This window comes from Gemmatirosa kalamazoonensis, assembly GCF_000522985.1.
Classification (GTDB): Bacteria; Gemmatimonadota; Gemmatimonadetes; order Gemmatimonadales; family Gemmatimonadaceae; genus Gemmatirosa; species Gemmatirosa kalamazoonensis.
This window is the reverse complement of sequence record NZ_CP007128.1, coordinates 3,141,152-3,163,128: the sequence shown is the minus strand read 5'-3', so window position 1 is coordinate 3,163,128 and position 21,977 is coordinate 3,141,152. Positions and strand designations below refer to the sequence as shown.

Genomic DNA, 21,977 nt, shown 5'->3' with positions numbered 1-21,977 from the left:
CTCCCCGCACCATGTCCGCCGCCGTCGCCCGCGGCGGCCCGCGCCCCGAGCCGGGGACGCTCACGCGCATGTTCTTCGACGCGGTGCGCGACCACGACCGCGCCGACGCGCTGCAGCACCAGGTCGAGGGCGCGTGGGTGCCGATCTCGCATCGCACGGTGGAGCAGCGCGTCCGCCGGCTCGCGCTCGCGCTGCTCGACCTCGGCGTGAAGCCCGGCGACCGCGTGGCGATCCTGTCGGAGAACCGTCCCGAGTGGGCGATCGCCGACTACGCGTGCCTCACGATCGGCGTCACCGACGTGCCCGTGTACCCGACGCTCCCGGCCGAGCAGCTGCCCTACCTGTTCGTCGACTCAGGGGCCGTGCTCGCGTTCGTGTCCACCGCCGCGCAGGCGCAGAAGCTCGCCGCGGTGCGCGCGCAGTGCCCCGCCCTGCGCCACGTCATCGGCATCGACGCGACGGCGGGCGACGGCTGCGACGGTACGCTCGCCGAGCTCGAGGCGCGCGGCACCGCGCTGGACACGCCGGAGCGCGCGGCGGAGTATCGGCGCGTCGCCGACGCGGTGCAGCCCGACGACCTCGCGACGATCATCTACACGTCGGGCACGACGGGCGAGCCGAAGGGCGTGATGCTGACGCACGACAACTTCCACTCGAACGTGATGGCCGCGCGGCGTGCCGTGCCGTTCGCGTCGTCGGACGTCGCGCTCAGCTTCCTGCCGCTGTCGCACGTGTTCGAGCGGATGGGCGACTACATGTTCTTCTCGTGCGGCACGTCGATCGCCTACGTCGCGTCGCTCGACGACGTGGGGGCCGCGCTGCAGTCGGTGCGGCCGACGATGGCGATGTCCGTCCCACGGCTGTACGAGAAGATGTACGCGCGCGTGCTCGAGAACGCGCAGGGCGGCGGCGCGGTGAAGTGGCGCATCTTCCGATGGGCGCGCGCGGTCGCGAACCGGTGGGCCGACGAGCGGCTCGCCGGCCGCACGCCGGCCGGGCTGCTCGCCACGCAGTACGCGCTCGCGCAGAAGCTCGTGTTCTCGAAGCTGAAGGAGCGCACCGGCGGACGGCTGCGCTACTTCGTGAGCGGCGGCGCGCCGCTGTCGCCGGAGATCAACAAGTTCTTCTTCGCCGCCGGCATCACGATTCTCGAGGGCTACGGCCTCACGGAGTCGTCGCCGGTGATCGCGGTGAACACGCCCGACGGCTTCCGCATCGGCACCGTGGGGCGGCCGATCGACGGCGTGGAGGTGGCGATCGCGGCCGACGGCGAGATCCTCACGCGCGGCCCGCACGTGATGAAGGGCTACTTCAACAAGCCCGGCGCGACGGCGGAAGCGGTCGACGCGGACGGGTGGCTGCACACGGGCGACGTCGGCGCGCTGGAGGACGGCTTCCTCCGCATCACCGACCGCAAGAAGGACATCGTGATCACCGCGGGCGGCAAGAACATCGCCCCGCAGCCGATCGAGAACGCGGCGAAGACGTGCAAGTTCGTCGCGCACGCGGTGCTCATCGCCGACCGACGCAAGTACCCGATCCTGCTCGTCGTGCCCGAGTGGGAGACGCTGGAGCGCTGGGCGCGCGAGGCCGGGCTGTCGTGGGCGACGCGCACGGAGCTCGTCGCGCTCGCGCCGGTGCGCGAGAAGATGGACGCCGAGGTGCGCGCCACGCTGGGCGGGCTCGCGCCGTTCGAGACGCCGAAGAAGATCGCGCTGCTCGACCGCGAGTTCACGATCGAGCGCGAGCTGACGCCGAAGCTGAGCGTGCGGCGCCGCGTCGTCGATCAGCAGTACAAGGACGTCATCGATCGGATCTACGCGGCCGACTGAGCGCGATCGGTCGCGACTCCGAGGACGCATCGCGCTCGGCCACCCAGTGCCGCGCGTCGCGCGCGAGCTCCGTCAGCCCCGCCGGCACGGGCACGTCGGCGGGAGCGACCAGGCGGCCACGCGGCGCGAGCGCGCGCACGGCGGCGGCGACGCGCGGCTCGTCGGCCGTGTAGGCGTCGAGCGCCACGCCGCGCAGCGCGTTCGCGGCGACCGGGAGCCCGCCGCCGCCGCGCAGCGCCGAGACCTCCTCGCGCAGCGGCTCGGCGTGCACGGGGTCGAGGAGCAGCACGCGCGTTCCCGCGAGCTCGGCGAGCGGCGCGGCGACGGCCTGCCACGCGCCGCCCAGCACCACCGTCGTGCCGGGCGCATCGAGGCCCAACAGCGCCGCAGCGCGCATGGTGTCGTCGGCGGTGATCGCATCGGCCGCCGAGCCGGCGACTTGCGCCTCACCGAAGTCGGCGACCGCATCGACGACGGGATACTCAGCCTCGCACAGCGGGCAGCCGAGCGTGCCGCGCACGATGTGCCGGCCCACCGTCTCCTCGGCGGCGGCGACGAGCCACGTGTCCTCGTGCGGGCGCGGGCAGCGGAGCAGGTCGATCAGCTCGACGAACATGAGAGAGTTCTGCGTGACTGCGTGGCTGCGTAGCGCCGTCACGCAGCTACGCAGCCACGCGGCTACGTCGGTGTCAGTCTGACGAGATCCACGTTCACGTTAGGCGGCGCCGTCACCGCGTACAACACGGCGTCGGCGACGTCGGCGGCGCGCAGCATCTTCGCGCGCGGCGTGAAGCCGGGGCGCGCGTCGGGGTCGATCGCGTCCCACAGGGCCGTGTCCACGGGGCCGGGCGAGACGAGCGTCGCGCGCACGCCGGTGCCGCGCAGCTCGGCGCGCAACACTTCGTGCAGCCCGCGCAGCCCGAACTTGCTCGCCGCGTATGCGCCGTTCTCCGGGAACGTCGCATGGTCGGCGATGGAGCCGATCGTCACGACGTGGCCGGTCCCCCGAGCGCGCATGCCGCCGACGAACGCGTGCAGCATGCGGAACGGCCCCACGAGGTTCGCGTCGACCGCACGCGCGAAGTCGTCGGGATCCGTCGCGTCGATCGGCGCGAGCGCGAACACGCCCGCCGCGTTCACGAGCACGTCCGGTACGCCGCCGAACGCGGCCGCCGCACGCTCCGCGGTCGCGCGCACCTGCACCGCGTCGTGCACGTCGCACGGCAGCACGAGCGGCGCTTCGCCGTGCCGCGCGAGCTCGTCGGCGAGCACCGCGAGCCGCGCCTCGCTCCGCGCGACGAGCGCGACGCGCGCGCCGGCCGCGGCGAGCGACTGCGCCACCGCGCGTCCGATGCCGCGCGACGCGCCGGTGACGACGGCCGAGCGTCCGGCGAGCGCGCCGCTCACCGGTGGTAGGATCCGCCGTTGTGCGCGAGGCGCAGGAACTCGTCGCGCGTGCGCCCGTCGTCGCGGAACGCGCCGCGGAGCGCGCTCGTGATCGTCTGCGAGTTCTGCTTCTCCACGCCGCGCATCATCATGCACAGGTGCACCGCCTCGATCACCACGCCGACGCCGGCCGGGCGCAGCACGTCCTCGAGCGCGTCGGCGATCTCCTCGGTGAGCCGCTCCTGCACCTGCAGCCGGCGCGAGAACACCTCGACGACGCGAGCGAGCTTGGAGAGGCCGACCACCTTGCCGTTGGGCAGGTAGGCGATGTGCGCCTTGCCGAAGAACGGCAGCATGTGGTGCTCGCACAGCGAGTACAGCTCGATGTCGCGCACCATCACCATGCTCTCGCTGTCCACCTCGAACAGCGCGTCGCCGATGGCGTCGTGCACGTTGAGCGAGTAGCCGCGCGTGAGCCAGGTGAGCGACTTCGCCACGCGCTCCGGCGTCTTCAGCAGCCCGTCGCGCTCGGGGTCCTCGCCGAGCAGCTCGAGCTGACGCCGCACGACCGCGGCCATGTTCGCGCACGCCTCGCCCGCCGCGACGGTGTCCGACGCGAACAGCGCGATGCTACCGTCCTTCGTACTCGACATAGTTGTTCTCCGTCTCCCACAACCGCAGCCTCGTGAGCCGCGCCGGCGCGACGTGGGACTCGATCACGCGCCAGCACTGGACGACGATGTTCTCCGCCGTCGGGATGACGCCGCGCATGAAGTCGACGTCGATGTTCATGTTCCGGTGGTCGGCCCGCTCGATCACCTCGCGCTCGACCACGTCGCGCAACGCGCCGAGGTCCATGACGTAGCCGGTGCGCGGATCGACCTCGCCGGCGACCGACACCTCGAGCACGTAGTTGTGCCCGTGCCAGTTCGGGTTGTTGCACTTGCCGAACAGTCGCCGGTTCTCCTCGTCGGAGAGCTCGGGGTTGTGCACGCGGTGCGCGGCGTTGAAGCGCATCCGCCTCGTTACGGTGACGTGGGGCATCGGCAGCCTATTCCGTCCAGGCCGAACGCGACGCGCCCCGCGCGGGTGGGCGCGGGGCGCATCCTCGGCGGGCACGTGGTAAGTTACCCGGAGCCACCCGGGGGGCGCCACGGGTACGACGCGAGGCGCCGCCGACTCTCTCCGTCCTCTCGCGCCCCGCTCGCGCCCATGGATCTCTGGACCGTCGCCGCCCTCGTCCTGCTCGTGCTGTGGGCCGTGGGCACGTTCGCGCTCGCCGCCGGCGGGTGGATCCACGTGCTGCTCACGGTGGCGGTGTTCGTGCTGATCTGGCGCATCGTCGTGCGCGGCACGCCGACGCCGCCCGACTCGCCGCCGAGCGCTACTCCGCGGCGCTGACGGTCAGCAGCTCGGCGCCGGCGAAGCGCTCGAGCAGCGGCGCGTAGCCGCGGGCGCGCACGCGCACGAGGTGGCGCTGCGCGAGCGGCTCGAGCGCGGCGCGCATCGCGGGGCCGGCGGCGACGAGCGGACGCGCGCACGTCGCGAGCAGCCACGCCGCGGCGTAGCCGTCGAGCGCCGCGGCGCGCTCCACCGCCTTCGACAGCCGCGCGAACGCGGCCTCGGGCTCGCGCTCCGCGGTGAGGCGCACCTGCAGCGCCTCGTACAGCTCCGCGCCCTGGAACCACCACCCGTCGCGCGACGCGAGCAGCGCCGCGACCTCGCCGCAGCGCGCCTCGGCCGACGCACGCGCGCCGAGCTCCAGCTGCGTGAGCGCGAGCCCGGAGAGCGCGCCGGCGTGCACGTCGAGCTGCCCCATCGCCGCGGCGAGCGATGCCGCGCGCTCGTAGAGCGGCACGGCGGCCACCGTGTCGCCGCGCTCGCGCGAAAGGTTCGCCTGGTTGTAGATCGCGGCGAGGCGCAGCGGCTCGTTCTCGATCGCGGTGAAGTGGCGCAGCGCCTCGTCGAAGCATGCCGCCGCGCGCTCGTAGCGGCCGGTCTTCATGAGGAGCACGCCGAGGTTGAGCGACGCGCCGCCGGCCATGTCGGGGGCCTTCACGCGGCGCGCGAGCTCGAGCGCCGCCGCGTACGACGTCTCCGCCGCGGGCTGGTTCTCGGCGCGGTCGTTCGCGACGCCGGTGTTGATGTGACAGCGCAGCTGCCCGCGCACGTCGTCGAGCGCGGCGTAGATCTCCAGCGCGCGGCGGAAGTGCCGCACCGCGTCGCTCGGGCGGTGCGTGATCTGCGCGGTGCCGAGGCGCATGACGAGCTGCGCGAGCAGCCGCTGCTTGCCTAACGATTCGGCGACGCGCACGCCCTCCGCCGCGACGCGCTCGGCCGCCTCGGCGTCGCCGACGCGGCTGTACGACTGCGACAGGAGGCCGAGCAGCTCCACCGTCTCCACCTCGTCGCCCGCCGATTCGGCGTCGGCGAGCAGCGTCTCGGCGCGGCCGCGCACCCCCGCCGCGTCGTCGCCGCGCAGCAGCCGCGCGTTCTCGCGCAGGCGACGCGCGGGGCGCAGCAGCCCCGCGTCCGCGGCGCCCTCGACGAGCTCCGTGGCCAGGCGCGCGCAGCGCGTCTCCACCTCGGCGTAGCGGGCGCGCGAATCGGCGAGGCGCGCCTGCTCCCACTCCGCGGCCGCGGCGTCGGCGGGCGCCGGCGCGTGCTTCGCCGCGAGCTCGAAGAACACCGCCGCCTGCTCGTGCGCGTACACCGCCGCGGCGCGCGCGCCGGCCGCCATCGCCGCGTGGAACGCCGGCTCGGCGCAGCCCGCGCGGTCGTAGTGCAAGGCGATCTCGCTCACCGCGTCCGGGTTGCGGTCGGCGAGCACGCGCGCCACACGCTCGTGCGTGCGCCGCAGCCGCAGCGGGTTCACGCCGCGTCGCAGCGCGTCGACGAGCAGCGCGTGCGCGAAGCCGTAGCGCGTGCCGTCGTGCGTCCCCGCCTGCTTCAGCACCGCCGCTTCCATCCCCGCGTCGAGCGCGTCGAGCACCGCGTCCTCGGTCCCCTCGGTCGCTTCGACGAGCACCTCGGCGTCGAACTCGCGGCCGATCACGGCCGCCACGGTGAGGATGCGGCGCGCGTCGTCGGAGAGGCGATCGAGGCGGCGCGTGAGGAGGTCCTCGACGGCGACCGGGATCGCCGTGGCGGTGCGCGACTCGAACTGCCACCGGTCGCCCACGCGCCGCACTGCGTCCTCCTCGAGCAGTGTGCGGAGCATCTGACTCGTGAACAGCGGGTTCCCCTCGGCCGTGTCCGCGAGGTGCGCGAGCAGATCGTCGCCGACGAGCTTCCCCTCGAACACGACGTCGAGCCACTGCGCGACCTCCTCGCGCGACAGGCGCCGCAGCGCGAGCTCCTCGTAGCGCGGCTGGCGCGAGAGCCGGCGGCGGCGGTCCGCGCCCTCGCCGCGCAGGTCCTCGACGCGGACCGTGAGGCAGATGAGCAGCCGCTCCGACTCGAGCCGCGAGACGACGAACTCCAGCGCGTCCCACGTCGGTCCGTCGGCCCACTGCATGTCGTCGAGCACGAGCACGAGGGGCCGCTCGGCGCTCGCCGCGCGCAGGTAGTCGCTGATCTCCTCGAGCAGCGCGTAGCGGCTGCCTTCCGCCGTCTGCAGCGGCGCGGCGGGATGGCGGAGCGCGGGCACGAGGCGCGGCAGCTCGCGCCACGCGCGCGGGGCCACGGCGCCTAACGCGTGCAGCGCCGCGATCACGTCGGCCCACGGGCCGTACGGCGGCCTGACGTCGGCCTCGAGGCACGCCGCGCCGACGAGCGCGCCGCTGCGCACGCGGGCCGACGGGCCGAGCTGGCGGACGAGCGTCGACTTGCCGACGCCGGCCTCGCCGACGACGGCGAGCACGCGCGGATCGCCCGCCGCGCTCGTCGTGAACAGCCGCTCGACGCGCTGCCGCTCCTCGCGCCGGCCGGCGAACCGCTCGATCTGCAGCTCCGCCTCGCGCGCCCCCGCGCCCGCCGCCGGCGTGACCGCGTTGCGGCCGCGCCGCTTCGCGCCGTACAACGCGCTGTCGGCGGCCGCGAACAGCGACTCGAAGCTGTCGCCGTGCGTCGGCGCGAACGACAGGCCGATCGACAGCGTGACGCCGACGCTCTCGCCCGGCTCGTCGCGCCGCGGGCAGCGACGCAGCTCCACCGAGCGGCGCAGGCGCTCGGCGACGGTGTGCGCGGTCTCCGGATCGCACTCCGGCAGCAGCACGACGAACTCGTCGCCGGCGTAGCGCCCCACGACGTCGCCCACGCGCACGCCCTCGCGCAGCGCGTCGGCCACGGTGCGCAGCACGTCGTCGCCCTGCAGATGGCCGAAGCTGTCGTTGACGAGCTTGAAGTAGTCGACGTCGATGACGAGCAGCGCCGACGGCGCGGACGCGCGCCCCGCGGCATCGAGCAGCCGCGCCGCGGTGTCGCCGAACGCCTTGCGCAGCGGCAGCCCGGTGAGGTCGTCGAGCGCGTCCGTCTCGACGGCGGCGTGGCCACCCGTCGGCCGGTGCGCGCCGGGCGGCTGCGGCGCGAACGCCGGCGCGTCCTCCTCGATGCCACGCCGCGGACGGCGCCCCGTGAGACGCGGCTCGACGCGCGGCGACTGGCCGGGGACCGGCGGCCCGTGCCTAACGATCTCCTCGAACAGCGAGAACAGCGCCGGGTCGAACGCGTAGCCGATGTCGCGGCGCATGAGCTCCACCGCCGCGTCGTGCGACAGCGCCGGCTTGTAGCTGCGGTGCGTGGTGAGCGCGTCGTACACGTCGGCAATGGCGAGCATGCGCGCCGTGAGCGGGATCGCCTCGCCGGCGGCCGCCCTCGGGTAGCCGGTGCCGTCCCACCGCTCGTGGTGCGACTCGATCATCGGCCGCACGTCCCACGGGAAGTCGATGCCGGCGAGCATCTCGACGCCGGCCTCGGGGTGGCGCCGCATGAGCGCCCACTCCTCTTCCGTCAGGCGCCCGGCCTTGTTCAGCACGTCCGACGGGATGACGAGCTTCCCGACGTCGTGCAGCAGCGCGCCGATGCGGAACCACACGAGGTCGCGCGCGCCGAAGCCCGCGCGCGCCGCGATGAGGCACGCGAGGTCGGCCACGCGCACGCAGTGACCCTGCGTGTACTCGTCCTTCGCCTCGATCGACTCCGACCAGCGGCGCGCCACGGTCTCGAACTCCGACTCGAGCTCGTCGAGGCGGCCGTCGATGTCGGCGAGGTGGCGACGCGCGCGGAGCTGCGTGAACAGCTTGTGGGCGCGGTTCAGGTACTGCAGCGCCTCGCGGCTGCGCCCCTGCCGGCGGTACATCGCCGCGCGCTCGTGCGTCGTCTCGGCGAGCAGCACGGCGTCGACGTGCGACTCGGCGACGCGCTCCGCCTCGACGAAGTGGCGCTCCGCGGCCGCGAGCTGCCCGGTCTCGCGGGCCACCACGCCGGCCAGCTTGTGCGCCTCGCCTAACGATCCGGCGTCGCCCGCGAGCTGCGCGGCCTCGATCGCGTGGTCGAGCGTGGCCTGCGCGCGCCCCCAGTCGCAGCGCGCCACCGCGAGCTCCGCGAGGTTCACGTCGAGCTGCGCGCGCACGGCGACCTCGCCGAGGGCGTCGCAGATGTGCAGCGCCTCGTCGAAGTACTTCTCGGCGACGTCCCACGCCGACTGCGCCGTGTGCAGCTTGCCGAGGTTCGTCAGCGCGACGCAGACGTCGCGCGCGAGGCCGAGGGTGCGGTACTCGGCGAGACAGAGCTCGTAGTGGCGCCTGGCTTCCTCGAGCTCACCACGCACGCACGCGATGACGCCGAGGTTCTGCGCGGTGAGCGCGGCGAGCTTCGAGTCGCCCGCCTGGAGGGCGAGCGAGCGCGCGCGCAGGTACAGCCGCTCGGCCTCGTCGAGCTCGCCCTGCGCCGAGTAGAGCGCCGCCTTGCCGTTGACGGCGTGGCCGGCGGCGCCGTCGTCGGCGATGCGCTCCGCGACGGCGAGCGCCTCGTCGAGCGCGCGATTGGCCTCGTCGAAGCGCCCCTCGGCGCTCCACGTGCGCGCCACCCAGCGCAGCAGGGCGGTGACCCGCGGCTCGTCGCGCGTCTCCCGCGCGTGCACGAGCGCGCGCTCGTAGCATGCGCGCGCCTCCGTGCGCTGCCCCTCGCGCTCGGCGGCGTGCCCGCGCTCGATCAGCTCCTGCAGCGACTCCACCGGCACCTCGCCGACCAGCTGCAGATGCGCGGGGCGCGGCTTCCGGAGCGGCGGGCTAGCCATCCGCGCGGCGTCCGGGTCGTGCGGGCTGTCCACGACGCGCCACGCCGCACGGCGCCCACGCCCCCCGCGAGGGGAGCGCCGACGCCGTGCGGTGTGATGGGCGCGCGCAGAACACGCTCAGCATACGGTCGTGAAAAGGGGATACCGCGAGTGAGCGTGCAGAAGACGACTCAGTGGCTCGAGTCGAAACCGCTCGGATCGGCCGCCGGGCTCGGGGCGTCGGGCGTCGAGCCGCCATCCAGGCCGACCGTCGTGATGTAGCCGGACCGCGCGTTCGCGGCGCCCATCGTCGCCTTGTTCATGCTCGAGCTGGACCCGTCGTCGCCGAAGCCGAAGACGACGTTGTAGCCGCTGAAGTGCTTGAGGCGGCGGTAGATGATCCCCTGCGACGCGTCGCGGTAGGTCGTCATCTGCGGGTCGGTCTGGCCCTCGTCCACGCAGCCCAGGAGGTTGCAGTAGGCGATGAACGAGCCCGCCGTGCGGGCGCCGACCGCGTCCTTCATGTACGCCATGACCGTCTTGCCGGGCGCGAAGCGCACGTCGGGCTGCACGGTCACGCGCGACGAGCCGTCCGTGTTCACGGAGGTCGTGATCACGAACGTGATGGGCGCCGTCTGCGGGGCGCAGGGCGCGTTCCAGTAGCCGGGGCCGTAGCCAGAGACGCCGACGGCGCAGATGGAATACGCCGGGATGACGATCCGGTGTCCCTCGACGCTGACGTAGACGTTGTCGTACTGGGGAAAGAGCGTCGCCGTGGTGACGGACGTCGACGCGATCGTCATGCGGACGCCGCTCGGCTTCAGCGCGTTGGCGGAGGGCTCGACCGACGAGACCGACGAGTCGGAGCAGGCCGCGAGCGTGACTGCGACGGCAGCGACGGCGGCGGTGAGAAGATGACGGTGATCACGGATGCGCATGGGGCCTCCAATTGGGTTCCGGTTGCGGATGTCCTTTCGGGGCGGCCGGCGAAGGAGGGGTGCTCCCGGGTACACGGACCGCCACGGGTGGCAGTCTCGGCACACGGGGGCGCGGACTTTAGCGCTTCCGTCATGCAACGCCGACGGCGCCCCGGCCGGGAGGCCGGGGCGCCGAGTCAGCGCGTTGCCGCAGAATGTCTTAGGTCTCGAGCTGGCAGTACACGCGGACGAAGTGGGGGTCGTTCGCGTTGTAGCCCTCGCGTGGCCCCTCGAACGAATCGGCCGTCGCGGCCACGTCGCTCATGGCGTCGACGAGGAACATGCGCCACCCGGGTTCCGGCTCGGACGCGCTCCACCCGCCGACCAGCCAACCGCTGACCGCTTCGTGGCCGGCGGTGTTCACCCCGTAGTAGTGCGGCTCGACGATCCGCTCGTAGCCGCCGTACGAGAAGCGGAGGAGGCGGCGGGCCCGGATGGCGTCGCAGATGGCGATGTTCATGAGAGAGAGGCTGGCTGCGTGGTTGCGGTCGTCTCAGATCTCCCAGTTCGACAACACCACGCCCTTCCCCGCGCGCGGCTCCGGGTAGCCGACGTACGTCATCCGCAGGTCGGTCCACCGCACGCGCGCGCCGCCGGTGATCAGCGCGCGGTAGAACGTCTCGTACTCACCCTGCACGCGCACCGCGGCCCGCCGCGCGCCGCTGCGCCGAGCGAAGTCGGCCACGCGGCTCATGAGCGCGGGCCCGTCGTCCGCGCGGCGCAACACGAGCTTCAGCACGCGCAGCTCCTCGCGCACGCGCCCCTCCACGAGCGGTACCGAGTGGCAGAGCGCGAATCCCAGCACGTCGCCGTCGGCCTCGCGCAGCAGCACCGTGTCGCCCAGCGCCAGCCGCTCGGTGAGCGCGATCTCGCGCGCGAAGTCCCACCCCGGCAGCAGCGCGTCGGTGAGCGCGCGGCACTCCGCCATCACCGCCTCGCGCTCGCGCGACGGCAGCCTGCCCAGCAGCGACGGCGGCGCGTCGGCCGGTGCGGCGTCGACCGTGAGCGTGACGGTGAGCCGGCCGGGCACGAAGCCGAGCGACGAGTAGAAGCCGATGTTGTCCATCGTGCGCGGCATCGTCTCCAGGCCGATGGCACGTGCGCCGCGCGCGCGCAGCCACTCCACGCCGGTGCGCACGATCTCCTTCCCGAGCCCGCCCCCCTGCGCCTCCGGCCGGACGGCGAGGGGCCCCATCCATCCCTCGGCGCCGGAGAGGTGCGCGATGTTGAACGCCATGATCTCGCCGCGCTCGCCGCGCCACAGCATCGCGCCGTCGGCCGCGTCCTCGATCGCGTAGCGCCACACCGCGGGGTTCAGCGCCGGCACGCGCACGCCCACCATGCCGTCGCGGCGGTAGCGCTCCGTGAACGCCTCGCTGAACACGTCGTTCAGCGCGGGGATGTCTTCCACGCGAACGACGTGCGGCCCGTCGACGGCACGCGTCGCGCGCCACGGCTTCAATCCCGCCATCACGCCACCTCCTCGCTCCACGCTCCACGCTCCACGCTCGCTCCGTCGGACGTGGACGCGAGCGTGGAGCGTGGAGCGTGGAGCGTGGAGGGATCGTCCTCGTCGTCGCCCACCTCGACCACCGACGTGCCGCGCTCCTCGTCGAAGCGCACGTGGATCACGCGGTCCAATCCCTCGCGCACATCCTCGATGTGCGAGATGAGGATCACCTGCTCGAAGCGGTCGTTCAGCCGCCGCAGCAGGTCGACCACGTTCGCGCGGCGCGTCTCGTCGAGCGAGCCGAAGATCTCGTCGAGGATGAGCAGGGAGAACGACTGCCCCGCGCGGTCGGCGATCATCTGCGAGATCGCGAGGCGGAGCACGAGGTTCGCGAGGTCCTCCTCGCCGCCGGAGATGACCGGCTTCGGCACGCCGTCCTCGAGCACCACGACGTTGTACTGGTCGTCGAGCTCCAGCTCCGAGTAGCGCGAGTCGGTGAGCTCGTCGAGGAACGCGCTCGCGATCTCGGAGAGCTCGGGGCGAAGCTGGAAGTTGAGGTCCGTGCGCAGGTCGGAGTACGCGCGATCGAGCTCGTCGTGCAGCTTCTTGTCGCGCTGCAGCTCGCCGAGCCGCTCCTGCATGCGCGCGAGATCCAGCCGTGCGCGCTCGGCCGCGTCAAGCGAGGCGCGCGCGGCGAGCGCGTCGCCCTGCGCCTGCACGGCGGCCAGCTCCGCGGCGCGCGACTCCGCCGTCGTGCGCTCGTAGCTCGCGCGCAGCGTCGTGAACTCCTCCTCCGAGAACGCGAGCGCCTCGCGCCGCTCGCGCAGCCCGGCCAGTCGCGCGCGCACGTCGGCGAGCGCGCGCTCGGCCCGATCGCGGTCGGCCGCGACCTGCGGCTCGCGCGCGAGCAGCGCCTCGGCGCGCATCCGCTCCGTCTCGCGCGGAGCGAGCGCCTCCACCTCGCGGCGCACGAGCGCGTGGCGCGCGGCATCGTAGCCGGCGGGGAGCGCCGCGAGGTCGGCGCGCACCGCGGCCAGGCGGTCGCGCCGCTGCGCGAGATCGCGCTCCACGCTCGCCAGCTCCTGCACGCCGGCCTGGCACTTCGCCAGTCGCCGCTCGAGCGCGGTCACGTCGGCGGCGAGCGCGCGGCGCCGCTCGCCCAACGTCGCCACCTCCTCGGGCTCCGTCTCGAGCTGCTTCGTGCGCTGGCGGTAGTAGTTGCCGTCGGCCTTCAGCGTGTCGAGCTGCCCTTCCAGCGACTCGAGCACCGTGGTGTAGTTCGCGCCTAACGGCCGGGTGCACGTCGGGCACGGGCTCTCCGGGCCCAACGCGACGAGCTTGTTCTTCTGCTCCTGCACGTCGGCGAACTGCGCGCGGAGCTGGTCGAGCCGCGTGCTCGCCTCCTGCTGGTCGCGCACCCACGCCGTGCGCGACGTCTCGTGCGACGCCTGCACGCTCTCCGATTCGGCGCGCTTCGCCTCCAGCCCGGCGAGCGTCTCGCGCTCGTAGTCCTGCGCGGTCGCGAGCTTCGCCGCGCGGTCGACGAGGCGCGCGACGTCCTCGGCGAGCGCGCGCTCGGAGTCGGCGAGCGCGGCGCGGCGCCCCTCGGCGTTGCACAGGGCATCGAGGCGCTTGAGCTCCGCGCGCAGGCCGTCGAGCGGCGCGAGCGCCGTCGTGAGCCGCTCGAGGTCCGCGCGCGCGGCGGCCACCTCGGCGAGCGCGCGCGTCGCGCGGTCGTGGTCGCGGGCGAGCGTCGCCTCCTCGCCCTCGGCGATGCGGATCTCGCCCAGCAGCTCCTGCAGCCGCTCGCGCTCGCCCTGGGCGCGCGTCCACCGCGGCGCGAGCTCGGCGAGGCGTGCGGCGGTCTCGTTGCGCCGCGCCTCGCTCTCCTCGGCGCGGGCGCGCGCCGCCGCGAGGCGCGCCTCCGCGTCGGAGATCTGGCGCCACACCGCGTCGGCGTCGGGCATGCCGCTCTGCAGCCCGGCGATCTCGGCGACGACGAGGCGCCGCCGCTCGCGCACGAGCGTCTGCGCGGCGCGCAGCTTCTCGTAGCCCAGCACGCGGGAGAGGAACTGCGCGCGCTCCGACGGCCCCATGGCCGCCATCACGTTCAGCTCCTTCTGCCCCGTGAAGTACGTGTTGAAGAACTCCCCGCGCGACATCCCGAGCCGGCGCTGCAGCAGCTCGCCGACGCCGGTGATGGAGTTCGCGATCGCCTGCGACGCGCCGTCGAGGAACACCTCGGCGCTCGTGAGGCCGCGCACCACGCGGTAGCGGTGCCCCGCGAGGTCGAACTCCAGCTCCACGCGCACGCTGGAGCGCGGCGCCGCACGCACGAAGCGGATGGAGTCGCGCGTGCCGCGCGCCGCCTGGTTGCCGTAGAGCGCCCACGCCACCGCCTCGAGCACGGTGGACTTGCCGGCGCCGTTGGGCCCGATGATCCCCGTGAGCCCCGAGTCGAACGTGAGGAACGAGTCGGCGTGCTGGCGGAAGTTCACCAGCCGGAGCGAGACGAGTCTCACGTCAGCCCCTCCGACCCCTCGAGCGGCGACGCGCCCTGCGCGGCGACGATCGCGTCCGCCTCCTCGAGGTACCGCAGGCCTAACGCGACGAGCGCGTCGCGGTCGACGTCGGACGGCAGCAGGCGCGTGCGCAGCTTGTCGCGCACCGTGTCGGCGAGCGAGGGACGCCGTCCGGCGGAGCCGCTCGCCGACTGGCGGAGGATCTCCGGGCGCCGCGTGTCGAGGTGGAAGTGCGTCGCGCGCCGCTTGTACTCGCGCAGCGCCTTGTGATCGAGCTCGCGCGTCACGTGGCGCGGCACGTCGCGCGCGACGAGCCGGACGATCTTGTCGTCGATGCCGCCGGGCACCGACTCGACCGCGGCGCGGATCGCCGCGTCGAGCTCCGCGGCGCTCATGCCGCGCGCGTTCACGCTCGGCAGGTCGACCATGTCGCGCGACGCGGGCAGCGCGTGGAAATGATGGCGCCCCGTGTCGAGGTCGCGCTCGATGATCCCCTTCCCGCCGATGCGCGCCTGCCGCTCCTCGACGAGCTCCCCCCACGCGTTCGCGCTCGTGTAGTCGATGGAGCCCGAGTAGTACGCGTTCGCCTCCACCGCGCGGTACACGTGGTAGTGGCCTAACGCGACGTAGTCCCACCGCGCGGCGCCGAGCTCCTCGCGCGAGATCTCCACCGCGGCGCGGTCGAGCGGCGTCGCTTCCTTCGGCAGCACGCCGGCGATCTCGCCGTGCAGCAGCAGCACGTTGTACTTCCACGCCGGGTCCGGCTCCAGCTTCGGGCGCGTCATCCCGGGCGTGTCCGGCACGGCGAGGATCGACAGGTTGCGGTCCGCGTACGTGAGTCGCTGCGCCTCCTCGTCGACGACCTCGACGCCGGTCTCGCGGAACAGCCGCAGGATGCATCCCGTCTCGCGCGTGCGCGGCGCGTCGTGGTTGCCGGCGACCATGACGACGAGCGCGTCGGGGAGCGCGGCGCGCAGCCGCACGAACTGCTGGAACGCGGCGAGGATCGCGGGGTTCGACGGCCGCACCGTGTGGAACACGTCTCCGGCGATCAGCACGAGCTCCGGGCGCAGCTCGATCGTGCGATCGATCGCGCGCCGGAAGCTCAGCGCGACGTCGGCCTCGCGCTGATTGATCCCGGCGGGCGTCAGCCGCTGATACTGGCGGAACCCGAGGTGCAGGTCGGAGAGGTGGACGAGCCGCATCTACTACCGAGGGCAGGAGGGCAGGAGGGCAGGAGCGCGTGAGGGCAGGAGGAGACTCCGGAAAGGTAATGTCGCTCGTGCCCTCCTGCCCTCCTGCTCTCTTGCCCTCCTGCCCTGTTCAGTCGTCGCAGTGCAGCCGTTGCGTGACCGTGACGCGCAGCTGCATCGGCCTCGCCTTCGTGCCGGCGATCGGGAGCCACGTCGTCACCATCGCGAACTCCGCGCGCGAGTCGGTCATCCAGCCGCGCTTCAGGTCGACGAGCAGCGTGCCGGTCATCGTCCCGCGCGTGGTGACGTGCGTGCCCCCCTGCGCCACGCCGCTGCGCGCGAGCGCGCCGCGCATCGACACGTACGCGTGCGAGCCGCCGGAGGCGATCGAGTCGAGGCGGAAGATCACCTGCACCTTCCCCCCCGCGCTGAACGGCGACGTCCCGCCGCCGGCGCCCCACGGCAGGGCGAGGTCGCGCGTCCACGTCTCCCCCACCTTCACCGGCGACTCCGGGAGCGTCCCCGGCAGGCGCGAGAACGCGGCGACCGTGCTGCCCTGCACGTCGCCCGGGCGCGCGTCCACCATCTCCATGGCGCCGACCGGGGACACGCGCAGCCGTGCCCACCGCCCGCGCAGCGCGCGCCGCGCCGCGTCCACCTGCCGCGGGTCGATCCCCGGCGCCTCGAACGTCGCGGAGTCGGTGATCGTCAGCACCACCGCGCCGGCGTCGTCCGAGCGCTCGACCACGGAGCGCGACATGACGTGCATCGCGCTCGACCGCGACGCCACCGGGTCGCTCGGCGGCGCCGGGCCGGCCGACTGCACGACCTGGTCGAAGCGCATGCGCAGCGTGTCGCCGACGCGCGGCTTGATGCGCAGCGCGACCTTCCTCGGCTGACTGGCCGAGCGTGGAGCGTGGAGCGTGGAGCGTGGAGCGGACTGGCTCTCCACGCTCCACGCTCCCCGCTCCACGCTCCGCTCGCCCCGCGCCGTCGCGAGCAAGGGCACGAGGAGCAGCGCGCTCCATCGACGGATCATCAGAACCCGTACGGGTCGTCCGACGGCGTCGAGCGGAGCCGCGACACCCCGGGCGCCGCCGGCACCGCGGCGGCCTTCGGCGGCACCACGGCGCGGAACTGCGACTTGAAGAACGCGCGCACGTCCGACGGCCGCGCGTGCAGCGTCCGGTCGCGCGCCTTCAGCACCTCGCGCTCGTCGTAGAACGCGATCGTGTCCTTCACCCAGTCGAGCGTCACGCTCGCATCCAGCCGCCGCAGCGCGCGCGTCACGCTGGCCTCGAGCGTCGGCTCCTCGGCCTGCGGGAAGCGCTCCGCGCCGTCGCGTCCCGTCATCACGGCGGGACGCGGGAAGCGCACGAAGATCGGCTGCGTGAAGTGCGGGTGGCGGATCATCAGCTGGCCCTTGTCGAGCGTCGCGAGCTTCGTCTTCACGGCCGGGCTCAGCACCGCGTAGCCCGGCGTCGCGAGCTCGTCGCCGTCCATGCGGCCGTAGAGCGCCGTCCCCGAGTTGCCCACCACGCGCCGGTGCACCTGCGACCGGAACTGCTGGGCGCTGAACAGCACGAGTCCCAGGTACCGGCCGCGCTCCGCGATGTCGAGGAGCATCTTCCGGACGTAGGTGTCCGGGCCGTCGCCGGGCGCGTACTTGTTCAACTCGTCGACGAAGACGACGACGTGCTTCACCCCGAGGTCGCGCCGCTCCAGGTGCTCGCGGAGCTTGGAGACGACGCGCGCGAAGATGAGGTCCTGCGCGTCCTCCTCGAGGTTCGCGACGTCGATGACGTACACCGCTCGGTCCTCGAAGCTCCCGAACGGGAGGTCCGACACCTCGCCGCCGTCGGAGACGAGCCCCTGGCAGCGGAGCGCGATGTTCGTGAGTCGGTTGCGCACCTTGCGGATCGTCGCCACGTGGTGCGTGCGCCAGGTGTCGCCGCCCCCCTTCCCCTCGATCGCGATCAGCAGGTCGCGGAACCACTCCTCCAGCTCGGCGAACGTCGTCACGCGGTACGGGCGCTTCAGGAGCCCGTCGGTGAACTCGCGGTCGATCACGCGCTCCTTGATGAAGTCGATCAGCGCGTCCGCCTTCGCGTCGACGTCGTCCTTGTTCAGCAGCACCTCGGCGAACTGCAGCACCTCGCGCAGCCCCCACGTGAGCGGGCTCACGTTGTCCTGCAGCGCGTCGTTCGATCGCAGCGTGGCGAGCGTGAAGCCCTTCGCCGAGTACGGCGCGAAGTAGCGCACGCGGTCGAACGGCGTCGCCGGCACCTCGAGTCGCTCGTACAGCGCGAGGTCCTTCTCGTCGAGCCGCCCGGGCGCCGGCGGCTGGTCCATGAACAGCAGGTCGGGTCCCTTCACGTTGAAGCACACCGCCGCGATCGACCCTTTCTGCGCCGGGAAGTGCGTGAACAGCGACGACAGCAGCCACTCGACGGCGCTCGTCTTCGTCGCGAGTCCGGACACGCCCGTGATGTTGAGGTGCGCCGCTTCCGGCCCGACGAGGAAGTCGGCGTCGAGGTACACGGGGCTCTCGGTGCCGCCGGAGCGATAGAGGCCGACCGGGATCGCGGTGCGCGCGCCGTCCTTCAGGTAGCCGTCCATGCGCAGCGCGATCGCGACGTCCGCGTCGTCGGCCACGAACACGTCGCCCATCGGCACCGGCTGCAACGGCTCCTCCGGCACCTGTCGCAGCACCGCGGCGGTGTACAGCCGGATCTCCGCACGGTCGCTCGTCACCCAGCTCGCGGCGTCGGGCGTGCCGTCGTGCCCCAGCACGTCGTGCAGCGGTGTCTGGAGGTCGGTGTACGCGAACCCCTCGGTGACGACGCCGTACACCGTCGGGATCTGTCCCTCCACCGGCGTGCGGCCGACGACCTTCACGATCGTCCCGATGCCGACGCTCGCGTCGAGCGCCGTCCAGAAGTGGAACTCGAACGCGGTGTTGGGCTTTCGCTCGGTCGCGACGACGCGGCCGACGGGAGTCGATTCAGTCACGGTATCTCGAGAGAATGAACCGCAGAGGACCGAGCTGCGGTTCAACACACGGCAGCAAGGAACTGCTCACAGTCGCGGATCCCGTACACCATCTTGTCCCACCGGGAATCCGGCAGCGCGATCGGCGAGGCCTCGGCGAGGATCCAGCGCGAGATGCGGTCCGCGCGCGCCGCGAGATCCTCGCCCGCGTTAGGCACCGCGGCCTCCACGCGCACCAATCCCCACATCGGGTCGCGGCCCGCGGGATCGCGCAGGCGAAGGTACCAGCTCGCGACCGGCGCGCGGCGCGGCGCGGCGATGCGGAACGCCGTCGAGCGGTGGCCGGCGCGGAGGCCGAGCACCACGCGCAGCGCGTCGCCCTCCACGTACAGCGTGCGGTGGCTCTTCACCACGCCGACGACGCAGTGCGACGCGGCGACCGCCTCGCTCCCCTGGATGCCGCCGTCGACGAACAGCGCGTCGCGCTCGCGAGCGCACCACTCCTCCGCGAGCTGCCGCTCCACGCGCTCGCGGTCGGCCTGCACGAAGTGCACGGCGCGCTCGAGCAGCGAGAACGGGTGCGTGCCGGGCCGCTCGCCGTGCTCGTCGGGCTGGCTCGTGTCCACCACCTCGACGCCGTCGTCGCGGAGCGCGTCGCAGATGCCGTTCGGCAGGAAGCCGAGCGGCGCGTACAGCCGCCGCTGCACGATGGGGCCGCGCGCCCACGTGACGTGCCGCCGGTTGCGCCGCACGCGCACCACCCCCGCCACCGAGCCGAACACGATCGGCATGCCGTCGCAGTAGCCGACGACGCGGCTCGCCTGCGTGCCGTCGAGGAACGCTCCGAAGCCGGGCGTCGGATCGCCGACGCGCACCGCGCGCAGCGCGTGTCCCTCGATCACCGGTGACGCGCGGAGTCGCGGCGGCTCGGCCGCGCTCACGTGGAGCGCCTCCAGCGGCGCCCCGCCCATCTCCATCCCGACCCCGCCGAGGAGCCCTGCCAGACGCCGCTGCACGCTGCGGAAGCCCGCGTCACCCGGGCTCGCGTGCATAGGTTGCGTCATCCGTCCTCCGTCGATTCGGGTCCCGCGTGTCGCACGCCTCGGGGTCCATCGTACTGCGCGCGAGATGCGAAGACAAGCCGAAAGCGCCGTTCCGGGACCCCGCGCGACCGGATCGCGCGATCGCCGGGACGGAGCGGCGCGGACTCAGGCTTGACATGCATGAACGGAACGTGTAATTGGGGGCTACTGCGCACCCCCCAATGGCGTCCGCGCGTGTCGCGACGCCATGCGCATCGCCGCCGATGTCGACGCTGACGTGACGCGTCGGAGAGCCCCACCGCCACCGGACGACGCAGCACGATCCCGGGACGTCGGCCCTCGGAGTCATCGCACTCGCTCGGGTTCTGCCTGCGGCGCCGCCAAGCCGGCCCGCTGGTGCCGTCCCACGCACACGATGGGGGTACGATCATGAATCGACTCAGGAGAGCGCAGCAGATCGGGCTGGGCGTGGCCGTCGCACTCTTCGCGATGGCGAGTCGGGCGAGCGCGCAGTGCCTGACCAACGCCGGCACTCAGGTCGGGAATCCGGCGCTGGGTGCCACCGTGGGCACGTTCATCGGGCTAGGCATCGACCCGAACACGACGTGCATCGAGAACGGGCTGTGGACCGACCCGTCGGGCTTCGTCTTCGGCAGCTACGTGAAGGGGGCCGAAGGAGCCGGCTTCGGGTACGACCCGACGTCGCTCGGCGCGTACAACGGAGCGAATCTGGGATCGATCGCCGCGAACGCGAATGCCCGCGACTTCTACTGGGTGCAGGACGTCGGCGGCTGCGGCAGCTACGGCGGCGTCGGCGGCAACTGCCCGTCGAACGGGATCATCTGGGACCTCGGCGGCCAGGCGAACCAGCTCGCGGTCTTCGTGTTCGTCGACCACGGGCCGATCCCGCTGGAAGTGCTGGAGAACACCGCGTGGCTGTCGAACGACCCGAACGCGGCGGACGCCGGGTGGACCCAGGCATCGCTCGTCCACGTGTACGGGGGCGGCTGGTCGCCCGACCCGAACATCGCGGACGGCTTCGTCGCCGTCTACCAGCTCGCCGGCGGTGCGACGTTCCGCTACGCCTCGGTGACGTGGGGCGGCCCCGGCGCGATCCAGCGTGACGGCGACAACGAGATCGACGCGGTGGGCGGCCTGACGGCGCGCGGCTGCGGCGTCAACGGCGTCAACTGCGGCACGGTGCCGGAGCCGATGACCACCTCGCTCCTCGGCGGCGGCCTCGCCCTTCTGAGCCTCGGCGCCCTGCGCCGTCGTCGCGCCTAACGAACGGCGAGGGCAGGAGGGCAAGAGGGCAGGAGGGCAGGAGAGTCAATGAATCTCCTGCCCTCCTGCCCTCTTGCCCTCCTGCCCTCGCTACTCGACGCCGATGTCCCAGGCCTGCTCCAGGTCCTTCTTCGAGTACGCGCGGAACGCGGTGAGCGTCATCGTGCGCTCGATGCCGGGCACGCTCGCGATCTGGTGCGTCACGACGTCGGCGATCTTCTCGTACTCGGTCACGCGCACGATCGCCACGAGGTCCCACTCGCCCGACACCGAGTAGACCTCCTGCACGCCCTCGAATCCCGCGATGCGCGTCGCGGCCTGCGTGAGCGTCTTCGGCTCCGCCTTCATGAGGACGATCGTCGTGATCACGAGTGCAGGGGCACGGGGGGAACGTTGAGCAGCCAGAGGCCCGCGAGCTGATCGGCGTCGTCGAGCTCCAGCAAGATACTCTGCCCCACGCGCACCGCGCGCGAGCGACGCGGCTGCCCGACGCGCAGATGGAACGTGCGCTCGAGCCGGTCCGACTCCGCCGCCAGCAGCGTGTCCACCTCCACGTCGCTGATCGTCGCGCCGAGGACGGCGCTCGGCAGCGTCGCGTGGCCGCTCGTCGTGACGCTCGGCGGCGTGAGGATCGAGCGCGCTTTCACCGGCGGCCACACGGCGACCTCGATCCCGCACAGGCGCCCCGCACGCAGCTCGAGCGTGACCCACGAGCCATCGTTGCCCTCGAGCTCCACCGTGGTCGCGACGCTGCCGCCTCCCCGGCGGTCGACGATGCTCGCCGACAGGATCTCCGTGTCGGCGTCCCAGCGGAACCGCACCGGCGCCGCGACGTCGTCGTGCGGCGCGACGGCGAACGTGACGCTCGTGAGGCGCCGTCGGTTGCGTGGTCCGGAGAGCGCGTTGGGCATCGCGTCAGAGTCACGCACGATGCACTCCTGGTTCGGGTCTCACCGATCTACATCTCCGCGTGCGAGTTCGTTAGAGGTGTGGCACGCGTGCGACAAACGCACGCCGCATGCACGGCCGAGGTCGCAATCCGACTCCCTCGCGTGTGGTGCGCGGCTATAATTCGCGCACGT

The 21,977-nt window shown here is 72.9% G+C and carries 18 protein-coding genes; 3 read left to right on the top strand and 15 right to left on the bottom strand.

All coding sequences use genetic code 11. From position 1 onward, the window contains the following. The first annotated feature begins 11 nt into the window (after window positions 1-11). Window positions 12-1,832 (top strand): AMP-dependent synthetase/ligase, encoded by a 1,821-nt coding sequence (locus J421_RS13545; RefSeq protein ID WP_025411714.1) that lies wholly within the window; start codon window positions 12-14, stop codon window positions 1,830-1,832. Here the strand turns inward: J421_RS13545 and J421_RS13540 are convergent. The 4 genes from J421_RS13540 to J421_RS13525 form a co-directional block, all read right to left on the bottom strand. Beyond that, window positions 1,804-2,448 (bottom strand): hypothetical protein, encoded by a 645-nt coding sequence (locus J421_RS13540; RefSeq protein ID WP_025411713.1) that lies wholly within the window; start codon window positions 2,446-2,448, stop codon window positions 1,804-1,806. The two genes, J421_RS13545 and J421_RS13540, sit on opposite strands and share 29 nt — an antisense overlap. A 62-nt stretch (window positions 2,449-2,510) precedes the next feature. Continuing rightward, window positions 2,511-3,239, bottom strand: coding sequence for an SDR family oxidoreductase (locus tag J421_RS13535; RefSeq protein WP_025411712.1), 729 nt, complete (start codon window positions 3,237-3,239; stop codon window positions 2,511-2,513). After that, window positions 3,236-3,871, bottom strand: a complete 636-nt coding sequence (gene folE / locus J421_RS13530; protein WP_025411711.1) for a GTP cyclohydrolase I FolE — start codon at window positions 3,869-3,871, stop codon at window positions 3,236-3,238. Before folE ends, J421_RS13535 begins: the two co-directional genes overlap by 4 nt. Beyond that, complete coding sequence (locus J421_RS13525; protein ID WP_236646248.1) at window positions 3,849-4,235, bottom strand: 6-carboxytetrahydropterin synthase; 387 nt, start codon at window positions 4,233-4,235, stop codon at window positions 3,849-3,851. Before J421_RS13525 ends, folE begins: the two co-directional genes overlap by 23 nt. A gap of 195 nt (window positions 4,236-4,430) precedes the next feature. Here J421_RS13525 and J421_RS13520 point away from each other — a divergent pair, with 195 nt between their 5' ends. Beyond that, the gene (locus J421_RS13520; protein ID WP_025411709.1) at window positions 4,431-4,619 is read left to right on the top strand and encodes a lmo0937 family membrane protein; all 189 of its coding nucleotides are present in this window, start codon (window positions 4,431-4,433) and stop codon (window positions 4,617-4,619) included. Here J421_RS13520 and J421_RS13515 read toward each other — a convergent pair. From J421_RS13515 to J421_RS13475, 9 genes are all read right to left on the bottom strand, one after another. After that, the gene (locus J421_RS13515; protein WP_148306308.1) at window positions 4,603-9,456 is read right to left on the bottom strand and encodes a diguanylate cyclase; all 4,854 of its coding nucleotides are present in this window, start codon (window positions 9,454-9,456) and stop codon (window positions 4,603-4,605) included. The two genes, J421_RS13520 and J421_RS13515, sit on opposite strands and share 17 nt — an antisense overlap. Before the next feature lie 170 nt (window positions 9,457-9,626). Then, complete coding sequence (locus J421_RS13510; protein WP_025411707.1) at window positions 9,627-10,373, bottom strand: hypothetical protein; 747 nt, start codon at window positions 10,371-10,373, stop codon at window positions 9,627-9,629. A 199-nt stretch (window positions 10,374-10,572) separates the two neighbouring features. Beyond that, window positions 10,573-10,872 (bottom strand): WYL domain-containing protein, encoded by a 300-nt coding sequence (locus tag J421_RS13505; RefSeq protein ID WP_025411706.1) that lies wholly within the window; start codon window positions 10,870-10,872, stop codon window positions 10,573-10,575. Window positions 10,873-10,905: 33 nt separating this feature from the next. Continuing rightward, window positions 10,906-11,883, bottom strand: a complete 978-nt coding sequence (locus tag J421_RS13500) for a GNAT family N-acetyltransferase (RefSeq protein WP_025411705.1) — start codon at window positions 11,881-11,883, stop codon at window positions 10,906-10,908. Continuing rightward, window positions 11,883-14,384: an AAA family ATPase gene (locus J421_RS13495; RefSeq protein WP_025411704.1), complete on the bottom strand. Its 2,502-nt coding sequence runs from the start codon at window positions 14,382-14,384 to the stop codon at window positions 11,883-11,885. The genes J421_RS13500 and J421_RS13495 overlap by 1 nt, the downstream gene beginning before the upstream one ends. Next, window positions 14,381-15,589, bottom strand: a complete 1,209-nt coding sequence (locus J421_RS13490; protein WP_025411703.1) for a metallophosphoesterase family protein — start codon at window positions 15,587-15,589, stop codon at window positions 14,381-14,383. The genes J421_RS13495 and J421_RS13490 overlap by 4 nt, the downstream gene beginning before the upstream one ends. Window positions 15,590-15,707: 118 nt before the next feature. Next, entirely contained in the window at window positions 15,708-16,616 is a 909-nt protein-coding gene (locus J421_RS13485) for a hypothetical protein (RefSeq protein WP_025411702.1), read from the bottom strand. Next, window positions 16,616-18,589 (bottom strand): ATP-binding protein, encoded by a 1,974-nt coding sequence (locus J421_RS13480; protein ID WP_025411701.1) that lies wholly within the window; start codon window positions 18,587-18,589, stop codon window positions 16,616-16,618. Before J421_RS13480 ends, J421_RS13485 begins: the two co-directional genes overlap by 1 nt. A gap of 41 nt (window positions 18,590-18,630) precedes the next feature. Then, the gene (locus J421_RS13475; RefSeq protein ID WP_148306307.1) at window positions 18,631-19,632 is read right to left on the bottom strand and encodes a hypothetical protein; all 1,002 of its coding nucleotides are present in this window, start codon (window positions 19,630-19,632) and stop codon (window positions 18,631-18,633) included. 408 nt (window positions 19,633-20,040) lie between these two features. Here J421_RS13475 and J421_RS13470 point away from each other — a divergent pair, with 408 nt between their 5' ends. Continuing rightward, the gene (locus J421_RS13470) at window positions 20,041-20,895 is read left to right on the top strand and encodes a PEP-CTERM sorting domain-containing protein (protein WP_148306306.1); all 855 of its coding nucleotides are present in this window, start codon (window positions 20,041-20,043) and stop codon (window positions 20,893-20,895) included. A gap of 90 nt (window positions 20,896-20,985) precedes the next feature. Here the strand turns inward: J421_RS13470 and J421_RS13465 are convergent, their stop codons facing one another. Together J421_RS13465 and J421_RS13460 are read right to left on the bottom strand one after the other, a co-directional pair. Then, window positions 20,986-21,264: an Lrp/AsnC family transcriptional regulator gene (locus J421_RS13465; RefSeq protein WP_025411698.1), complete on the bottom strand. Its 279-nt coding sequence runs from the start codon at window positions 21,262-21,264 to the stop codon at window positions 20,986-20,988. After that, a complete protein-coding gene (locus J421_RS13460) occupies window positions 21,261-21,824 on the bottom strand; it encodes a hypothetical protein (protein WP_148306305.1) in 564 nt (187 codons plus the stop codon). The genes J421_RS13465 and J421_RS13460 overlap by 4 nt, the downstream gene beginning before the upstream one ends. Window positions 21,825-21,977 lie beyond the last annotated feature (153 nt).

Coding starts and splice junctions, on each gene's coding strand:
- J421_RS13505 (WP_025411706.1), bottom strand. CDS start 10,872: ATGAACATCGCCATCTGCGACGCCATCCGGGCCCGCCGCCTCCTCCGC.
- J421_RS13515 (WP_148306308.1), bottom strand. CDS start 9,456: ATGGCTAGCCCGCCGCTCCGGAAGCCGCGCCCCGCGCATCTGCAGCTG.
- folE (WP_025411711.1), bottom strand. CDS start 3,871: ATGTCGAGTACGAAGGACGGTAGCATCGCGCTGTTCGCGTCGGACACC.
- J421_RS13490 (WP_025411703.1), bottom strand. CDS start 15,589: ATGCGGCTCGTCCACCTCTCCGACCTGCACCTCGGGTTCCGCCAGTAT.
- J421_RS13475 (WP_148306307.1), bottom strand. CDS start 19,632: ATGACGCAACCTATGCACGCGAGCCCGGGTGACGCGGGCTTCCGCAGC.
- J421_RS13540 (WP_025411713.1), bottom strand. CDS start 2,448: ATGTTCGTCGAGCTGATCGACCTGCTCCGCTGCCCGCGCCCGCACGAG.
- J421_RS13525 (WP_236646248.1), bottom strand. CDS start 4,235: ATGCGCTTCAACGCCGCGCACCGCGTGCACAACCCCGAGCTCTCCGAC.
- J421_RS13510 (WP_025411707.1), bottom strand. CDS start 10,373: ATGCGCATCCGTGATCACCGTCATCTTCTCACCGCCGCCGTCGCTGCC.
- J421_RS13470 (WP_148306306.1), top strand. CDS start 20,041: ATGAATCGACTCAGGAGAGCGCAGCAGATCGGGCTGGGCGTGGCCGTC.
- J421_RS13520 (WP_025411709.1), top strand. CDS start 4,431: ATGGATCTCTGGACCGTCGCCGCCCTCGTCCTGCTCGTGCTGTGGGCC.
- J421_RS13485 (WP_025411702.1), bottom strand. CDS start 16,616: ATGATCCGTCGATGGAGCGCGCTGCTCCTCGTGCCCTTGCTCGCGACG.
- J421_RS13545 (WP_025411714.1), top strand. CDS start 12: ATGTCCGCCGCCGTCGCCCGCGGCGGCCCGCGCCCCGAGCCGGGGACG.
- J421_RS13500 (WP_025411705.1), bottom strand. CDS start 11,883: ATGGCGGGATTGAAGCCGTGGCGCGCGACGCGTGCCGTCGACGGGCCG.